Source organism: Marivirga sp. (genome assembly GCF_051117495.1).
Taxonomy (GTDB): domain Bacteria; phylum Bacteroidota; class Bacteroidia; order Cytophagales; family Cyclobacteriaceae; genus Marivirga.
This window is the reverse complement of record NZ_JBNPEF010000014.1, coordinates 69,160-86,357: the sequence shown is the minus strand read 5'-3', so window position 1 is coordinate 86,357 and position 17,198 is coordinate 69,160. Positions and strand designations below refer to the sequence as shown.

General features: G+C 33.4%; 11 protein-coding genes. 4 read left to right on the top strand and 7 right to left on the bottom strand.

What is annotated here, in order from left to right; genetic code table 11:
- Positions 1–16: 16 nt before the first annotated feature.
- Complete coding sequence (locus ACFE0M_RS07975; RefSeq protein ID WP_434545228.1) at positions 17–769, bottom strand: methyltransferase family protein; 753 nt, start codon at positions 767–769, stop codon at positions 17–19.
- 173 nt (positions 770–942) lie between these two features.
- On the opposite strand from ACFE0M_RS07975, the gene ACFE0M_RS07970 reads away from it, so the two are divergent.
- A complete protein-coding gene (locus ACFE0M_RS07970) occupies positions 943–1,482 on the top strand; it encodes a DsrE family protein (protein ID WP_434545227.1) in 540 nt (179 codons plus the stop codon).
- 57 nt (positions 1,483–1,539) lie between these two features.
- On the opposite strand, the gene ACFE0M_RS07965 is transcribed toward ACFE0M_RS07970, so the two are convergent.
- From ACFE0M_RS07965 to ACFE0M_RS07945, 5 genes are all read right to left on the bottom strand, one after another.
- On the bottom strand, positions 1,540–3,822 hold the full coding sequence (locus ACFE0M_RS07965; RefSeq protein WP_434545226.1) for a DUF5916 domain-containing protein: 2,283 nt from the start codon (positions 3,820–3,822) through the stop codon (positions 1,540–1,542).
- Positions 3,823–3,879: 57 nt separating this feature from the next.
- A complete protein-coding gene (locus ACFE0M_RS07960; protein WP_434545225.1) occupies positions 3,880–4,896 on the bottom strand; it encodes a response regulator in 1,017 nt (338 codons plus the stop codon).
- A gap of 81 nt (positions 4,897–4,977) precedes the next feature.
- A complete protein-coding gene (locus ACFE0M_RS07955; RefSeq protein WP_434545224.1) occupies positions 4,978–9,000 on the bottom strand; it encodes a CheR family methyltransferase in 4,023 nt (1,340 codons plus the stop codon).
- A 4-nt stretch (positions 9,001–9,004) separates the two neighbouring features.
- Positions 9,005–11,575: a PAS domain-containing sensor histidine kinase gene (locus tag ACFE0M_RS07950; RefSeq protein WP_434545223.1), complete on the bottom strand. Its 2,571-nt coding sequence runs from the start codon at positions 11,573–11,575 to the stop codon at positions 9,005–9,007.
- A gap of 118 nt (positions 11,576–11,693) precedes the next feature.
- Positions 11,694–12,197, bottom strand: coding sequence for a dihydrofolate reductase (locus ACFE0M_RS07945; RefSeq protein ID WP_434545222.1), 504 nt, complete (start codon positions 12,195–12,197; stop codon positions 11,694–11,696).
- Between the two features lie 801 nt (positions 12,198–12,998).
- Here ACFE0M_RS07945 and tnpA point away from each other — a divergent pair.
- The 3 genes from tnpA to ACFE0M_RS07930 all read left to right on the top strand — a co-directional run bounded on the left by tnpA (position 12,999) and on the right by ACFE0M_RS07930 (position 15,371).
- Entirely contained in the window at positions 12,999–13,457 is a 459-nt protein-coding gene (tnpA, locus tag ACFE0M_RS07940) for an IS200/IS605 family transposase (protein ID WP_434545322.1), read from the top strand.
- Between the two features lie 508 nt (positions 13,458–13,965).
- Positions 13,966–14,826 carry a fructosamine kinase family protein gene (locus ACFE0M_RS07935; protein ID WP_434545221.1) on the top strand — a complete coding sequence of 287 codons (861 nt, stop codon included), beginning with the start codon at positions 13,966–13,968 and terminating at the stop codon, positions 14,824–14,826.
- A 179-nt stretch (positions 14,827–15,005) separates the two neighbouring features.
- Positions 15,006–15,371, top strand: coding sequence for a hypothetical protein (locus tag ACFE0M_RS07930; protein ID WP_434545220.1), 366 nt, complete (start codon positions 15,006–15,008; stop codon positions 15,369–15,371).
- A gap of 99 nt (positions 15,372–15,470) precedes the next feature.
- Here the strand turns inward: ACFE0M_RS07930 and ACFE0M_RS07925 are convergent, their stop codons facing one another.
- Entirely contained in the window at positions 15,471–17,198 is a 1,728-nt protein-coding gene (locus ACFE0M_RS07925; protein ID WP_434545219.1) for an alanine/glycine:cation symporter family protein, read from the bottom strand.

Here is a 17,198-nt window from a genome sequence, read left to right as displayed (position 1 = left end):
ACATTTAAAATAGTTCCTATCTATCTTCTTTCAGTTTTAATAATGAAGATTTTTTTAATGCTTTAAGTATTAAATAAATTAAAATTGAAATTGCAGCAGCAATAATGAGATAAATATTAAAATTTTGAGTTCCTTTCAATAATTCAGCCAATACATCAAAAGCGCAAAAAATGATAAAAATGGCAGCAAATCCATTTTTCTCTTTTTTAAAAACCTTTTTCCAACTGAAAGATAAATTGGGCTTAACAAAATTCTTAAAATTTGGGATAAATGCAGGTGTTTTCGCTGCCCAGCTCGTATAAACCTCGCCAAATTTTCTTCTTAAGAATTGTTCTTCCGCAAACATTATTCTTTCGTAATATACCCAATAGAACAAAATAAAGGCTATAATAAACCATAAGTTTTCAGTTAACAAAGCAGGGCCCAACCACATAAAAAAGTTTCCCACATAGAGCGGATGCCTTACAGTTGAATAAATCCCGGTAGTATTTAAGGTATCAGCTACTTGCTTTCCAGTATTTCTACCTGAGGTATTTTTAGGAGTATGACCTACTGTATAAGCTCTAATATATTGTCCAAATAAACTTACGGCAATACAAAAAATCAGAAAGTAGTTCTTAATATTGGGGTCTTGAATAAAGAAAAGTTCTGGATTTAACGAGGCATATAAATAGATACCCATCCCAATTAATAAAATTAAAACGGGTAATGTTCCCCTGTATTTGAAAAGCCATACACCTTGTTGTTCAAATTCTTCCTGTAATGCCATTAATTCTGATATTCAATTTAAAAAGTTGCAAATTAACTATTATATAACCAATAAATTAAGCTAAATCTCATAAAATATACCGTTCATTTAAAATCTCACAATTAATTTGTAATTCAAAGAGTTTAAATTCAATTTTAGCATTAATTATCATTGTGATTTAAAGAATTAATAAAATGAAAAATATTTTCCATACTGTAGTCGCCATAATACTCATTAGTGCAACTGCTCAAGCTCAGGAAGCTCAATTCCCTATTGTAAAAGGTTATGGAGGGATTTATGAGATTGAAAATGTAGTAGAAGAGCTTGAGAAAGGTGAAAAAGTTAAAATTATAGTCGAATTAGTTACGGGAAATGAAACGCCAGAGAAGCATTCTTTTTGGGTGAACAATATAGCACGTTTAATGAACCTTCATGGTATTGAAGGGGTGTCCCCAGGTGATTTAAGCGTAAAGGTAATTGTGCATGGTCCTGCAGTTTTTGATTTACTGTCAGATGGTAATTATTTTGAAAAGTACAGAATCCCCAAAAATCCTAATCTTCCTGTTTGGGAAGCTTTAAGTAATGCAGGTGCAGATATTATCATTTGTGGCCAGTCATTAATAGCTAGGGATTTAGGAAGGAATGAGATTTGGGAATATACCCAAGTGGCAACATCTGCTTTAACCACTATCACTAAAAATGTGGCAGATGGTTATGTTTTGATTAAGTTTTGAAGTGAGTAATAACGTGTTGAAGTATTTTGGTGTTGAAGTGACTCGTCTTTAAAAAGCTTACAGATTCAACCAATAAGTAATTTTTAAAACTAAAGCTCTATTTTTGGTATTTTCCCCTGGAATAAAATCTACGGGTCCGTTTGGTACGAAATTTTCTGTGTAAACCAGGAATATATCAGAAGCTGGAGCAAAACGCCATTGGAACCGCAAGTTATAATTTACATTATCAAATCGGTTATTGTATTGTGCAAAGCCCGTGAAGAATATAGCATCGGTCATGGTAAGGTCTAATCTTGGCCCTAAAAGATAAAAATTTGCATTGCCAAAGCCTTCTGCTAGTTCGATTGAATTAAAATCATATCTTATTGAAAAAGATCCGTAAGGTTGAAAGCGGTAGCCAACATTTCCATTGACGTTAAATCTGCTACCATTATAAAAACCACCATAACTGGTGCTTACATCATAATTCAATAGTGATCTTCTGTCTGAGGTATAATTTGCTTGAATAACATTCCATTCATAATCTGTCCCCTGCAATAACAAGCTGTCATTAAATGGTGCTATCGGGCTGAAGTCAAAAAACATATATTCATAATTTCTACTCAAATTAATAGAAGCAGAAGAAGTATTGGTGAAATTAAAATCATGCGACAGACTGAGAGAACGATCGGTTATTCTGCTAAAATCCGAATTGGTAGTGTAGGAAACATCAAAACTTACGCTATGGTTAATGATTTTATTATTTTCAGGATAGAAAATATAGCTTGGGCTTAAGGAACCTTGATTGTAGCCAACTCTTGGTACAAATCCCATTTCTGCATTAAAGCCATCTCCAATAGCAGTATGAACCCATCTAACAGAATAGTTTCTTCTTTGATAACGTAAAAAAGCTCCGTGATTATAGGTACCGTTTTTATTCCAATTATCGAAAGAGCGTTGATAATAGAAATCTCCTGCCCAACGCGTATCTTCTGTAAACAGGTTGAACTCTGCCCCTAAAACTCTATTGTAAAGTTTATAACTTGTAGTAGTATCATTTCCTTGAATCTCCCTTCTGGCTACTTGCGGATTATATTCGCTTATATCTTTGCCTTTTTCTACCCCTAAATTTTCTTTGTTGGCAAATACTAAAGCTACATTAGATCTTTTCAGAATATTCTGCTGAAGTGCTAAAACGCTATAATTTTGATAAGGCAGTTGTAAATCATCCCTTTTATCAGTCAGCATGTTCAAAACGCCTATTCTTAGTTTTTCATTGAGTTTACCGCTCATTCTGGCTCCTCCCAAAATAGGTACCTGTTCAGAACGCCCTAAAGTATCGGTTGTAATACCAATTCTCCTAGAGAAAAAAGCCCTTGATTGTGGAAAACCAAATTTGCTAAATAGATCAGCATTCTCTAGGAAAAATTGTCTTCTTTCAGGAAACTGAACTTCGAAACGACTGAGGTTAATTACTTGCCTGTCCACTTCCACTTGCGAGAAATCAGGATTCACAGTCAAATCCAAATTTAAAGAAGGGGAGAGGCCGATTTTTGCATCAAAGCCCGCATTGGCATTTAAGCCTTTTTCCAATTCAGGCTCTATGAAATTTTTATCATAATTCCCTAGCGCATAAGGAATGAATGAAATATTGGTTCCAGCAGGGGGTGGATTTTCAGGCCATTTTACTTGTCCTGAAAAAGTAAGTGCGGAAGGGGTATATTGTTGTTCAACTGCAATCCATGAGCTTCTTTCGTTCCTTTTTAGGTGGTTTCGGAAAAACTGCATATTCCAAACCTTATTTTCATCACTATACCTTATGGATTTAAAAGGAATGGCAATTTCTGCCACCCAACGATCATCATATCTTTTTACGTTTGAATACCACTTATTGTCCCAATCTTCATTCACATTGGTTCCTTCATCTATAGTGCCTTCTCTTTGTACACCATAAGGCGTAATGCCAAATGAAAATCCATTGGTGAAATCATTATAGGGATCTATATAGATAGAGAAATTTTCATTAAGTGGCCAATCCCAATCCCTTCTTAAAGATTGGACTACATAACCCTCCTGACCATCAAAACAGGTGATGGCAAAGTAGAAGTTCTTATCATCGTAGGTCATCCTTACTTCTGATTCCATGGCGCTTGGTCGGTCATCATAGGGGATGTTCATATAGAAATTGGTGGCCACTTCGGAAGAGGACCATATGGATTCATTTAATTCACCATCTAAAACAATATTTTCTTTTGTCTTCTGAAGGTTGTATTGTGTTTCTTGTGCCTGGTTTTGGGCATTACAAACTTGTATAAATCCCAAATATAATAATCCTAATATGAGTAGAATAGTCGTTTTCATCAGGTGCAATACTACTAAAAGTAAATAAGGTTATAGAGTAAAATTTTATAAATGGATTTATTTGTTTTTTGAACTAGATTTACTCACAATACTCCTTATAACATCATCAATCTCATGAGCAGATTTTAAAACATTTTTTAATAAAAATGAACACTCTTCATCCACCTCCATAATATGAGCCATATGTTTTTCTTCCAACCTGTTGATAATTCCCATCATTCTGGTTAATGGTGCTCGAACCAAATGAGATTGTTCCCAGGCTATATCCTTTAATTGTTGGTTTTGTTCTTCTATCTGCCGGATATAGGATTCTGTTTCGCTCAAATCAATGGACATTAAAAGTGTGGCGTCTATCCCTTGATAATCAATGGGATTGACATAGAGCTTCACTTGGATTTTATGACCGTTTTTTAATTGATGCTGATGCAGGTTACCATCTCTTAATATTTCATCTGCATTGTAATTTTTTTGTAAATCTATTTTATCAAAATCAGGGTCGATATCTTGCATGCACATTTCCAAAAATTCTTCTTTATTATATCCATATTTATCAATGGCGGATTTATTTACCTCAAGAAATACACTTGTTTTATTATTGATCACCCAAATTGGCTGTGGGTTTAATTGAAAAAGCTGTTGGTATCTCCTTACAGAATTTTCCAGTTGTTTGTCAATATGTTTTCTTTCAAATGCATAGGTGATGCTTTTTCTCAGACCTTTGCTGGTGATTTCATTCTTAAGTAAGTAATCGGTACAACCCAAGGTTAAGGCTTGAATAGCCGTGTGGATATCATCTTGGCCAGTTAAGATGATAATGGGTGTAGAAGGTGCTAAAGCCAAGATTTCCTTTAATAATGTGTCTTTTTCAACATCCGGTAAGCTTAAATCCAACAATATGATTTTGTAAGGGATGTTTGGCTCCTTAAGGAAAAGTTTAGTTTCCTTAAAATCAGATGCTATATCAAGGTTTAATTTCGGAAATTCATCTTCAAGATAATCTTTTACTAAAATTTGATCACCTGGATTATCTTCTATGAGTAATACTTTCAGTCCGTTATTTTTATTTAATGACATAAGTAGGGGATTTTCTTTATAGTATAGAATTGACCTATACTTGGTTTAAAAAATACTTTCTAAAGTTCTGGCTTTGTTATTTTAAGAATCAAGTTTTTTACTAATACTAAAATGGATAGTGGTCCCATATCCTTCTTGACTTTCCACCGTGATTTCACCTAAATGAGTTTCCACAATTTTTTTACATACGGCTAGCCCAATTCCATGGCTCTCATTATCCTCTTGATGTACCTTCTGAAAAATTTTAAATACTCGGTCAAAATCACGCTGAGATATGCCAATGCCATTATCGGCCACAGAAAAAATGTAACTGAACTCATCTTCTGAGGATTTGAGCACTATTTCAGGCTTCTTTTCTGAACGATATTTAATGGCATTTTGTATTAAGTTTTGTAATAATCTTCCGAATAGGATAGGATATGCTTTGAAATCACCAATATTATCATTCACGCTAATAATGGCATTGTTTTCTGTTATAAGCTTTTGAAGCGAGAATTTCACTTCCTCAGTCATGTCTTTAAGGTTAACGGTTTTCAATTCCTCATTTAAAACTCCTGACCTAGAATATTCCAATAAAGAGTTGATCATCTGGTTCATTTTATCTCCAGCTCCTGCTGCCATTCGCATGTAATTCTCTAATTTTTCATTCAACTCTCCCTTCGATTTTTTCAATATTAATTCTAATATGCTTTTAATATTTCGGGCAGGTTCCTTTAGATCATGTGAGGCAACATAAGCAAATTCCTCTAAGGATTTATTCAAATCTGTTAGCTTATTGTTTCGGGATCTTAGTATTTGGTTTAACGACTCAATTTGGTTTTCAAATTCTTTTTCACGGCTTATTTCAGCTTGAATGGAAAAGAAACCTATAGGTTTTCTGAATCTATCATGTAAAAGTTCACATTGAATGTTAGTCCAATACTTATGTCCTTTGTCAGTGTAATTAATGATATCCACCTCAAAACCTTTTCTTTCTTTTATGGCATCACTCATGATTTTTACCGTTTTAGGATCTGTTTCTTTTCCTTGCAAAAATTCTCCCGGCTTTTTCCCTAACACATAAGACTCCTTATAGCCAGTTAATTTTAGAAATGATGCGTTCACATAATTAATTTTGCCTTCTAAATCGGTAATGATAACCGCATATTTAGTCTGTTTGGCAATTAGTGATAGTTTTTGAATTTCTTCCTCGAAATATACTCTTCTACTAACGTCCTTACTAATGGCTAATATTTTAATTAATTCACCTTCTTCATTATTTACGGCCTTAAATCGAGATTCCAACCATTTTGATTCCTTCTTTCCTGTTTTGATTTCAATTTGAATAGTAGCCGTATTTTCCCCTTGCTTTATTTTTTTAAATGTGCTTTTCCATAAGTTTCGGTGGTCTTTGTCTTTTATAAATTTATTCGGATTTATGGTATGTAAATTTTCAGGATTCACACCTAAAATTTCTTTTGAAGCAGGTGAAATGTATTCTATTTTTCCCTTCAAATCAAGCAAACTAATCATTTCACTAGATTGATTTATAATTAATTTGGATAGCTCAATTTGAGTTTCGAAATCCTGATTAATTTGATTTAAAGCATTTTCAGGAAGTTGTATTGAATTATTGGCATGGGAAAAGGATGTGATTTCCACAAATGATATTACGACTCCTTTAATCTCATTTTTATTAGTTCTAAATGGAGAAACCCTCATCATAAATTGCCTGTCGTTGGGGTCTTGAATGCTTGTTTCAAAAGGCTGTAAATCTTTATGAACTTCCTCTATTTTATCCGTGAAATTCTCTATTTGAAAGCGTGACCTAAAATGACTGATATGCCTGCCCTCATCATGTGGCATCAGATTAAGTATGTCTTTAATTGCAGGGGTAAACTTTCTAATATTGAGTTCAGCATCTAAAAACAATATCGCAATATTGGTACTGTAAATCAGGTTGTTTAAATCATTATTTGAGGCGGTTAGTTCTTCTACTTTTTCTTGAAACTCTGCATTTACAGTATATAATTCCTCATTTACCGACTCTAATTCTTCATTTGAACTTTGTAGTTCTTCATTGGAAGCTTGTAGTTCTTCATTACTTGATTCAAGTTCCTCTACAGTTGTTTGAAGGTTTTCTTTATTTGATTTTAATTCTCTTTCTAATAGCTCAATTTTCTCTTTGGAGGCTAAATCTAAATTGATAGGTGAAGTTTTATCCTTCTTTTGTATGCTTTTGTTCCCTTCAAACAGTGCAATAATCAATACAGAACCATCATCACTTTCAATTTTTTTGAAATAAATATTAAGGAATTTTGTCCCATATATTTTCTCCATTTCCGGTGTGATCTCTGCATTATTTAAGCTTACTTCCTTGTCTTCTTGAATAATTTTATTGGCAGCGACCTCAAAAGTTAAGCTTAAATTTTCAGGCAACATTCTAAGGATATTGATGCTGACTACGCCTAAAGGTAATTTGAGCCATTGATTGGTTCTTCCGGTGGTATGAACCAAATCAAAATTCCGATTAAATATGACTGCATCAGGGACATATTCTTGAATTAAAAAGTCTCTGATGTTTTCCAACATTTTTTTAGGAGAAACTGAAAATTTATTGCTTTCCGAATCGGATTGATTTTGGCCTTGTGAAGGAGTCATTTTCATCCTAATGGGTTTCTCATTGTCTCCTTTAACCATAGGTTTTAATACCTTTTGATTCTTCTTGTTTTGGAATATTTTATGTTTTTTATCAAACTCTTGAAATTCAGTATCTTTTTCACCAACTGATTCACTTGAGCCTAACACTAGGAATCCGTTTGAATTCAATGTGAATTGAAAGAGTGAAAAAAGTTGTTTTTGAATATTAGGATTGAGATAAATTAAGAAATTCCGGCAGCTGACTACATCTATTTTACTAAAGGGCGGATCCTGAATGATGTTGTGAACTGTAAAGACAATCATATCCCGGATTTCATTCGCAATCTTGTAGCCTTCCTTTTGATGGATAAAATATGCTCCTAAAATGTTGGGTTCTATTTCATTCGCAATATTTTCCGGAAAAAAGGGATTGCTAGCCGCTTTAATGGCCTCAACATCCAAATCCGTTGCAAAGATTTTTACATCATATTGAAGATTATTTTTCCTTAGATAATCTTTTATTAAAATGGCTATAGAGTAGGCTTCTTCCCCGCTAGAACAAGCGGGAACCCATACTCTAATATTTTTGGTTTCTGATGTTTGATTAATTAATTCTGGAATGAGCCTATCCCTGATGGCATCAAAAGTTTCCGTATCTCTGAAAAAACGGGTAACGCCTATAAGTAATTCTTTTGCCAATAATGCGCCTTCAGAATTATTCTTTTTGAGATAATCTAAATATTTATCCAAATCGGTGAAGCCTTGAATACCCATTCTTCTGACCGTTCTCCTGTACATAGTGGAGAATTTGTATCCTGAGAAATCAATTTGGGTTTGATTTTCAACTTCTTTTAAGATATTCTTGATTTGCTTGCTGTTTTCTTCGGTTTGAAAATCAAGTAATGTTAACTTTTTATTGCTATTAAAGAATATATCAAGTTCTTTAGGTAAGTCCTCAATGGCACATACTTTATCAACAGAACCTGTATGGATGGCATTTTTGGGCATTCCATCAAATTTTGATGATTCCGGATCTTGAACTAATACAATTCCTCCTTTTTCTTTTATAAATTTAATTCCTTCCGAACCATCACTTCCAGTTCCTGATAAAACAATGGCTGCTGAGAGTTCTTGGTTATGCTCTGCCAAAGATTGGAAAAAGGTGGTAATAGGAAAACTTAACTTTTTATCTTCTTTATCGCTTAATTTTAATTTATTTCCAGAAAGAGTGACAAATTTTTTGGGTGGATTAAGAAAAATCGTATTGGGTTCAATGTCCATTCCATCTTCAATAACTTTGATGGGCAAATTAGTGTGCCTTGCCAACAACTCATCCATCAGGCTTTTATGGTTGGGGGCTAAATGCTGAATGACCACATAAGCATAGCCTGCAATATGGTTAGCATAGTTGAAAAATACTTCTAAAGGCTCTAGACCCCCCGCAGAAGCACCGATGCCTATAATGGGTGTTCGGTTTGTTAACATAATTTTAATTCTTTGGGATAGTAAAATAAAAATTACTGCCTTTTCCAAATTGAGACTCTACCCAAATGGTACCTCCGTATTTTTCTACTATCTTTTTACAAATTGCTAAGCCTAATCCAGTCCCAGCATATTCAGATTTGGAATGCAGTCTTTGAAATATCTGGAATATTTTATCTTGATGTTTCGGGTCTATCCCTATTCCATTATCCGCTATTTTAAATTGGTAGTCATGTTTAGATTCTTTCAAACCAATCTCAATTTTTGGCTTGCTAACATTTGAAGAATACTTAATAGCATTCCCAATCAAGTTATGGAAAAGTTGCCTTATGGCAGTTCTGGAATAATAAATTTCAGGTAATTCAATTACATCCAAATCAATATTTTTGGTATTTAAACTAGAGTGAAGCAAGCTCAAGACTTCTGCCAATTCTTCATTTAAGTCTAACTTTTGAAGTTCTTCTTTTTGGCTCCCTGCTCTAGAGTATTCCAATAAATCTATGATAATTTGTCGCATTCTATGAGCACCATCTACTGCAAAATTGATATAGGTTTGGGCTTTATCATCTAATTGACTTTCATATTTATTCTTTAATTGGGTCATAAAGCTGGACACCATTCTCAAGGGTTCTTGCAAATCGTGGGAAGCTATATAGGCAAATTGCTCCAATTCTTGGTTGCTGTTCTCTAACTTTTGTGTGTATTCTTGAAGTTCTTGATTTAATTTCTCCAATTCCTCCTGCTGTTTTTTCTCTAAAGTTATATCCCTGAAATAGATGGAGAGGCCTCTCTTTGAGGGATAACTTCTGATATTAAACCATTTCTCCAAGGGTTCATTATAAAAATCGAAGGTTCTGGTCTCATTATATTTTAAGGCTTTATCACATTCTTCTTCTGCTATGGTTCCTTTTGCATAGCGAAACAAATCCCATTTATTTTTACCTATTGCATCTTCCTTTTTTATATTCAATAATTTTTCCGCCTTTTTGTTAAAGTAGATGAAGTTATAATCTTTGTCCACTGCCAAAAACGCATCAGATATACTTTCTAATATTTCACTTTCTTTTTCATAAGCTTCCTCCAAGGCTTGGGTGATTATTTTCCTTTTGGTTATATCTTTATAATATACTGAAAATCCATCTTCGCTTGGGTAGATACTTTCATCAAACCATAGATCATAAAATTCATAATAAAATTCAAATTGAGCTGGTTTACCAGTCCTTTTTACTTCATCTAAATAATTTTTAAAAACTGATTTTTTAAGCTGTGGGAATGCTTCAAAAGCATTTTTTCCTATGAGGTCGTTTTGATCTTTCCTCATGGTTTTAAGAGCACTTTTATTGACATAAGTGAAATTATAGTCCTTATCTAAAGCATAAAAAGCATCTGAAATGCTTTCCAGTATATTTTTCTTTTCTTCCAATGTTTCAACTATACCTCTTCTGTTCAAAACTTTATCCGTAACATCTATCACGGTGGAGATCATGAGGTCTTGTTCAATAACTGGAATGTTTTTGGCATCTACATACCTGGTTCTTCCATCTTGTGTTTGAATTTTTAATTCACTCCACTTCATCCTTTCTAAATCCCCACTTTCGATATCAGCAAATATTCGTTCCTTGATTTCTTTTCGATATTCGGGATCACTATATACATTGTTAAAAAAAGAGCTCACATCGGTTAATTTGCTTTCTGGCCAACCGTAAACGGAGCTAAATTCGCTATTCATTAAGGCAAGTTTACCAGTACTGATTTCATTTACAGCTACACCCATTGGGATGTGTTCCAGTATATTTTCAACCAGTTCTTTTTGTTTATTGAGTTCAAGTTCAATTAATTTTTTCTCAGTAATGTCGGTACTATGGCAAACTAATCCGATAATCTTTTCATTTTCATAGATAGGAGTTAGGTTTGCATGAATCCAAGCTGGTTTAACATGGTCATTTTCTGAGGGAGGGATTTCTATATTTATTTCATTTCCTTTAAAACATTGATCATATAAAGCTTTCCATCTATCAATATAATCTGCAGGTAAGATCGGGATTTGAAGCATATTTTGACCTACTTGTAGATCAAAACCTAAATCATTCAAAAAGCGCTTTGTCATGGCCTGATTACTTGCCAATAAATTGTAATCTTTGTCTATGCTCCAGATAAGGTTTTGTGTCCCGTTAATAAGCGCATGAGAGGATTTAAGGATTTTTTCTCGTTTACTTTCCCTTTTTTTAATTGCAGTAGATTCTTTTGCAACACAATAGATTAATTCCTTTTTTTTGTCATATTTAGCAGACCAAACTAATGGAACGAGATATCCTTTTTTATGAACATAATGGTTTTCAAAATAAGTTACTTCTTTTCCATTAATAATTTCTTGGTCAATCTTTTTGGTGGCTTCTAAATCTTGTGGGGCTACAAAATCCAAAAATAATTTTCCTTCTAATTCTTGAGGTTCATATCCCCATATTTTTTTACTTGCTTTGCTTACTGAAACGAAATAACCTTTTTTATCAATAGTACATAGGATATCCAGACTTAATTCCATGAATTCATCTAAGGATATCTGGATTGGGTTGGGCATGCTCTGTTGTTAAAAAAATAAACTATAAAAATATTATTATGTAATTACATAAGTTATTAAATATAGTTATAAGTAAATTCTTTTACAAAGGGAACGATTTTTAAGCTAGGGAAAAAAGCTATTTGCGGTCATACACTACATAGTCAAATTCAAAAGCATGCCTATCATCCTTAGGGTGGTGTTCTCTACTTAATTCTTTCCAGTCTGATTTGTCAAATTCGGGAAAATAAGCTTCTGCATCGGGGAATTCTGCATCAACCTCCGTGATATACATCCTATCCGCATATTTTAAACCTTGTTGATAGATTTGACCACCTCCAATGATAAACAACTCCTCTTCATTATTAGATTTAGCAAATTCAATTCCATCTTTAATATCATGAAATACTTTTACGCCATCATGCTCCCAATCTTTATTTCGGGTGATGACGATGTTCACTCTTTTGGGTAGGGGCTGATATTTCTCGCCCAGAGAATCAAAGTTTTTTCTCCCCATCAAGATATGATGGTTTCTAGTCTTGTCTTTAAAATATTTTAAATCATCTGGCAAGTGCCAAATCATATCATTGTCTTTTCCTATGGCATTATCATTAGCCTTTGCCACTATCATGGATATTTTCATTCTCTGTTTTTTTATTTTTCAAATTTCAAACCATCCAATACCTAAAGTTGGAAACACCTTCAAGTGGGAGTGGTTTCATATTCCAATGTTTTGGTTTCAATACTAAAACAAATATGATAATGTTCAATTAAAACAAATATGATTTTATGATAAAATTTTAAGTTCATCAATCTAATTACCTGTATGGCAATTGAAGCTAATCTTTTGGAGATGTTCTAAGAAAGCTGTAGATAATGTCAGCCCTATGGGCCTTAGGCCTGTTTTTCAGACATTTTGTTACCATAATATAGCCCCGAAAGGGGCTAAAATTATCTGAACCTTTTTATTTTTTTAATACTTTTGAATTGATTAAATAAAATTGAAATGAGACATGAAAAAAATTGAGGCTTTCAATTCCATTGTTTTCAATCATTTACACTAAAGATAGTAAAATACCTTAAAAACCAAAGTCATACCATGAATAACTGATTTAGAATCAGCTATCCTGATAAGGAAAATGAATTAAGCATGGCTATAGCATTTAAAATCAGTAAATGTTAGATTCTTTTCAGATTTTATTTAATAATGAATGCAATAAGAATCATAGATTTTTAAATCTAAGTCCCATTCGAGACGACATTATGGTAATAATAAGTATAGCAGAAAACCAAAGCCCCGGTAGGGGTGACATTATTCTCTGAAATTAGAAAATAAATATCGGCTAATATGATCATGGATTTTAATTATAGGGCTCATAAATACTACTGTAATTTTGTAAAGTAAATAAAGTGTTCTTAGTTTTAAATTTTGAAGATATCAACCATGGCAAATACCTATTCCCAAATCAATATCCAATGTATTTTTGCTGTAAAAGGACGAAAATACTTATTAACAAAAGATATTAGGACTGAATTGTTTAAATACATGTATGGCATTTTGGAGAATGATGGTACTTATCCTTTAGCTGTAAATGGTTGGAAAGACCATGTGCACGTGTTTTTTGAATTGTCTCCTAAAATGTCAATTGCAGATCACATGATGAAGTTAAAATCATCTTCATCGAAATGGTTAAATAATCATTATTTTAATAATCGAGAATTCAATTGGCAAGAGGGATATGGAGCTTTTTCCTATTCAAAGTCGCAAAGGAATAATGTAATAAAATATATACTAAATCAAGAGATTCATCATAGAAGTGTTTCTTTCAAGGAGGAATATCTAGGGTTCTTAGAAAGATTTAAGGTTGAATACGATGAGCGGTATATTTTTGAGTTTTATTGATTTTCAAGCTTTCCTAAAATAATGTCACCCCTCGCGGGGCTTAGGATAGTTTTTTATTCATTTTGTTACCATAATACTGCCCCTCTGGGGCCAAAGTATATTATGATTTTGTTATATGTTATTCTTTTCTGGACTCAATACTTTTATTTTCATTGTTTAAACCTTAAAGTGTATCGCATTAAATTAAATTCATTGAAGATAAGAGATATGCAAAACAAAGTCCCATTGGGGGCAATAATATGGTAAATTAGTAAAAAGCGCTTAACCGAAACCCCTTTTTGGTTCATATAATCCACTGAGAATAGATTTATAATCAGTCTGTTAAAGTTGATCATGACTTTTTAAGTTGCTTTCTTCTTTAGTATTTTAGCAAAAAAACTGACTATTGAATAATAGTATTCAGATATGCAAAACAAAGTCCCATTGGGGACGACATTATGGTAATAGTTAGCCAATAGCACATAACCCAAGCCCCGTTAGGGGTGACATTATTAAAAAACATCATCATATGCTACCTCTAGCAATCCAAAATTTCATCAACTCTCTACACCAAGAAAGAATCCACCAATTCTCATCTGTGGGAGGTGGAAGTATTAATGAAACCTATCGCTATGCTGTTGGAGATGAGGAGTTCTTCATAAAATATAATAATGAAGTAGAAGGTATAATTGAAAAGGAAGTAGATGGACTTAAGGCAATAGCTAAATTAAATTGTATTGCCACACCAGAAGTAATAGCCTTTGAGAAAATGGATGGGTATGAAGTGTTAATTATGTCGTACATTCAAGGCGGTTTAAAAACGGCAATTGCTTGGGAAAATTTTGGAAAGCAATTAGCAGCAATGCATCAAAACCCAGCTCCTTATTATGGATGGCATCAAGAAAATTTTATTGGCAGCTTACCTCAAAGCAATGAAAAAATGGATGATTTTATTGAATTTTTCATTCATCAAAGACTAAAACCTCAAATCCGTTTGGCTCAGCAACATCAGTATTTTGCTTCAAAAGAACTCAGTTTATTCGAAAATTTATTTCAAAAACTAGATACAATCCTACCCGACACCGAACCATCATTAGTGCATGGTGATTTATGGAGTGGAAATTTTATGATAGGAGAGCAGGATACTCCCTATCTGATAGATCCATCTATTCATTACAATTTCAGGGAAACTGATATTGCCTTTACTTATCTTTTTGGAGGTTTTGATAGCAAATTCTATGATTCATACCATCACCACTTTCCATTAGAACCCGGATTTCAAGATAGGATTTCGCTCTACAATATTTACCCGCTATTAGTGCATTTGAATCTATTTGGATCTGGATACTATGCTTCAGTTATGAATAATCTTAAGCAATATGTAAGATAGTGTTCGCAGACGGAATTTTTTATGTTCATTAATGAACACTTTTAGAATTTATAAAATTGAAAAACCCTTTAAAGTTCATTTAAACGCACATCTGCAACTATTTGAAATTTGGCAGCGTCTTAGCTATAGAAACAATAACAAAATAATATTTTAACAAAAAATCTAAAAAATCTAAAAAAATGAAAACTATTAAGACCACCGCCAAAATGATTGCTTTAACATTTATAATGGGATTAGCAATTAACGTTACTGCCTTTGCGAGTTCAGCTGAACCGCACAATAATCCGTTTTTTTCGGATGCTGAAATGATCAACTTATTAGAAGCAGAAGCTGACTTTAATCAATTTGAATCTGAAATGAGAGAAGCAGGAGTGCTAGAATGTGAAAACACTGAAATTATTGTAGTCTTAGGTCAAGATGATGAAATTGTTTACCAAGGAAGCCACCAATTGGAAGATGAAAATAATGCTTTTTTAACAAGATTATTGACTAAAGCTGATTTCATTATGTCTGCTGGAGGCAAAAGCTTCTATAAAGTATTCTAACTTAATACTCACCACTAAATTCGAATTTTATGGAATATCTATAAAAAAGGCTGCCCTGAAAATGGACAGCCTTTGTTATTTATATATGTTCTAAAACCCTTACTTAAATTTCGGATGTTTTTCCCCCGGAAAATTCTCCTCAAAGAAATCTCCATATTCCCCGATCGTTTTCTTCATATCTTTTCTGAGCCATAAGATACCAATTAAGTTAGGAATTGTCATTAAGGCTATCGTAATAGCAGATAGTGTCCAAATAATGGTAGTGTCTTGAAAAGCAGCAAAGAAAAATGCTACTACATAAACTACTCTATAATAAATCACTGATTTGGGTCCAAATAAATAAGTCATGGCTCTGTCCCCATAATAAGACCAGCTGATAGCTGTACTGAATGCAAATAATAGTAATCCAATGGAGACTATATATTGTCCATAGTCGCCAAAGAAACCTCTTTTAAATGCTAATGCAGTTAAAGGGGCACTATGTACTAGCGATTCGCCAATGAATTTGATTGGACGATCATCTGAAACTTTACCATTGGTAATGGCTACTGAACCAGTAAAAACTTCATCTGTTAATAGGCCTTCATCCTTATAAACCATGATGTTATCTGCAAAACTTCTACTATGAATAAAGGTAAAGTCATCATTATTTTGGATTTTGCCATCCACAACTTCTAATTTTCCCGAATAGGTAGGGAGTTTTTCTTCATCATTGATGTGGAGATATATCTTATTTTTATGTTCTTCATTGGTTTCCACATATTGCTTTTCCAATATTTCTATTTCCGAATACTCAAATTTATTAATATGCTTTTCATTCCAAGCACCAGAGGAAAGTAATACTAAACCAGTTACAGTACAAATGATAATAGTGTCAATAAAGGGCTCCAAGATGGCTACCATACCTTCAGAAAGTGGTTCATTAGCTTTTGCTGAAGCGTGAGCAATTGGAGCAGATCCCTGACCTGCTTCATTTGAGAATAACCCCCTGTTTACTCCTCTGTTAAAGGCATAAGCAATATTGGCACCAATAAAACCACCTGTTGCCGCAGAACCTGTAAATACATCTCCAAAAATAGCAATTAAAGAAGGAATGATATTTTCGTAATTGAATAGGATAACTGCAAAAGCACCAATGAAATAAATAATGGCCATTGCGGGTACTAATTTAGAAGTTACCGCTGCAATTCTTTTAATTCCGCCAATGATCACCAAAGCTAAAAGCACAGCTAAAACAGCTCCTGTCACTACTTGATCAATTCCAAAAGTGGCCAATAGTGTACTGGATATACTATTTATTTGAGGTAAACTACCTGTTCCAAATGAAGATAAAACAGTAGCAAATGCAAAAATGGCAGCTAACCATTTTAAATTCACCTTTTTACCATTGAATTTGAAATTGGCATTTTTCATGTAATACATTGGACCACCTGCCATGGTGCCATCACTTAATTTGGTTCTGTATTTATGAGAAAGCGATACTTCCACGAATTTGGTACACATACCGATGGCGGCAGTTACTAGCATCCAGAAAAGCGCGGCAGGACCTCCAAGGTGAATAGCAAATGCAACTCCTGCAATATTTCCAGTCCCTACTGTTCCTGACAATGCGGTTGCTAAAGCCTGAAAGTGTGAGGTATCTCCCGGTAAATCTTTTCGGTCAAATTTTCCCGTCACGATCTTTATAGCATGTTTGAAGAACCGTATTTGAGGAAATTTTAAATATATGGTAAAGAACAAACCAGTTCCCAAAAGGGCATAAGGAAACCATGTGGCACTTCCAATAAAACTGTCAATAAAAATGAGGAAATTATTTACTTCTTGCAT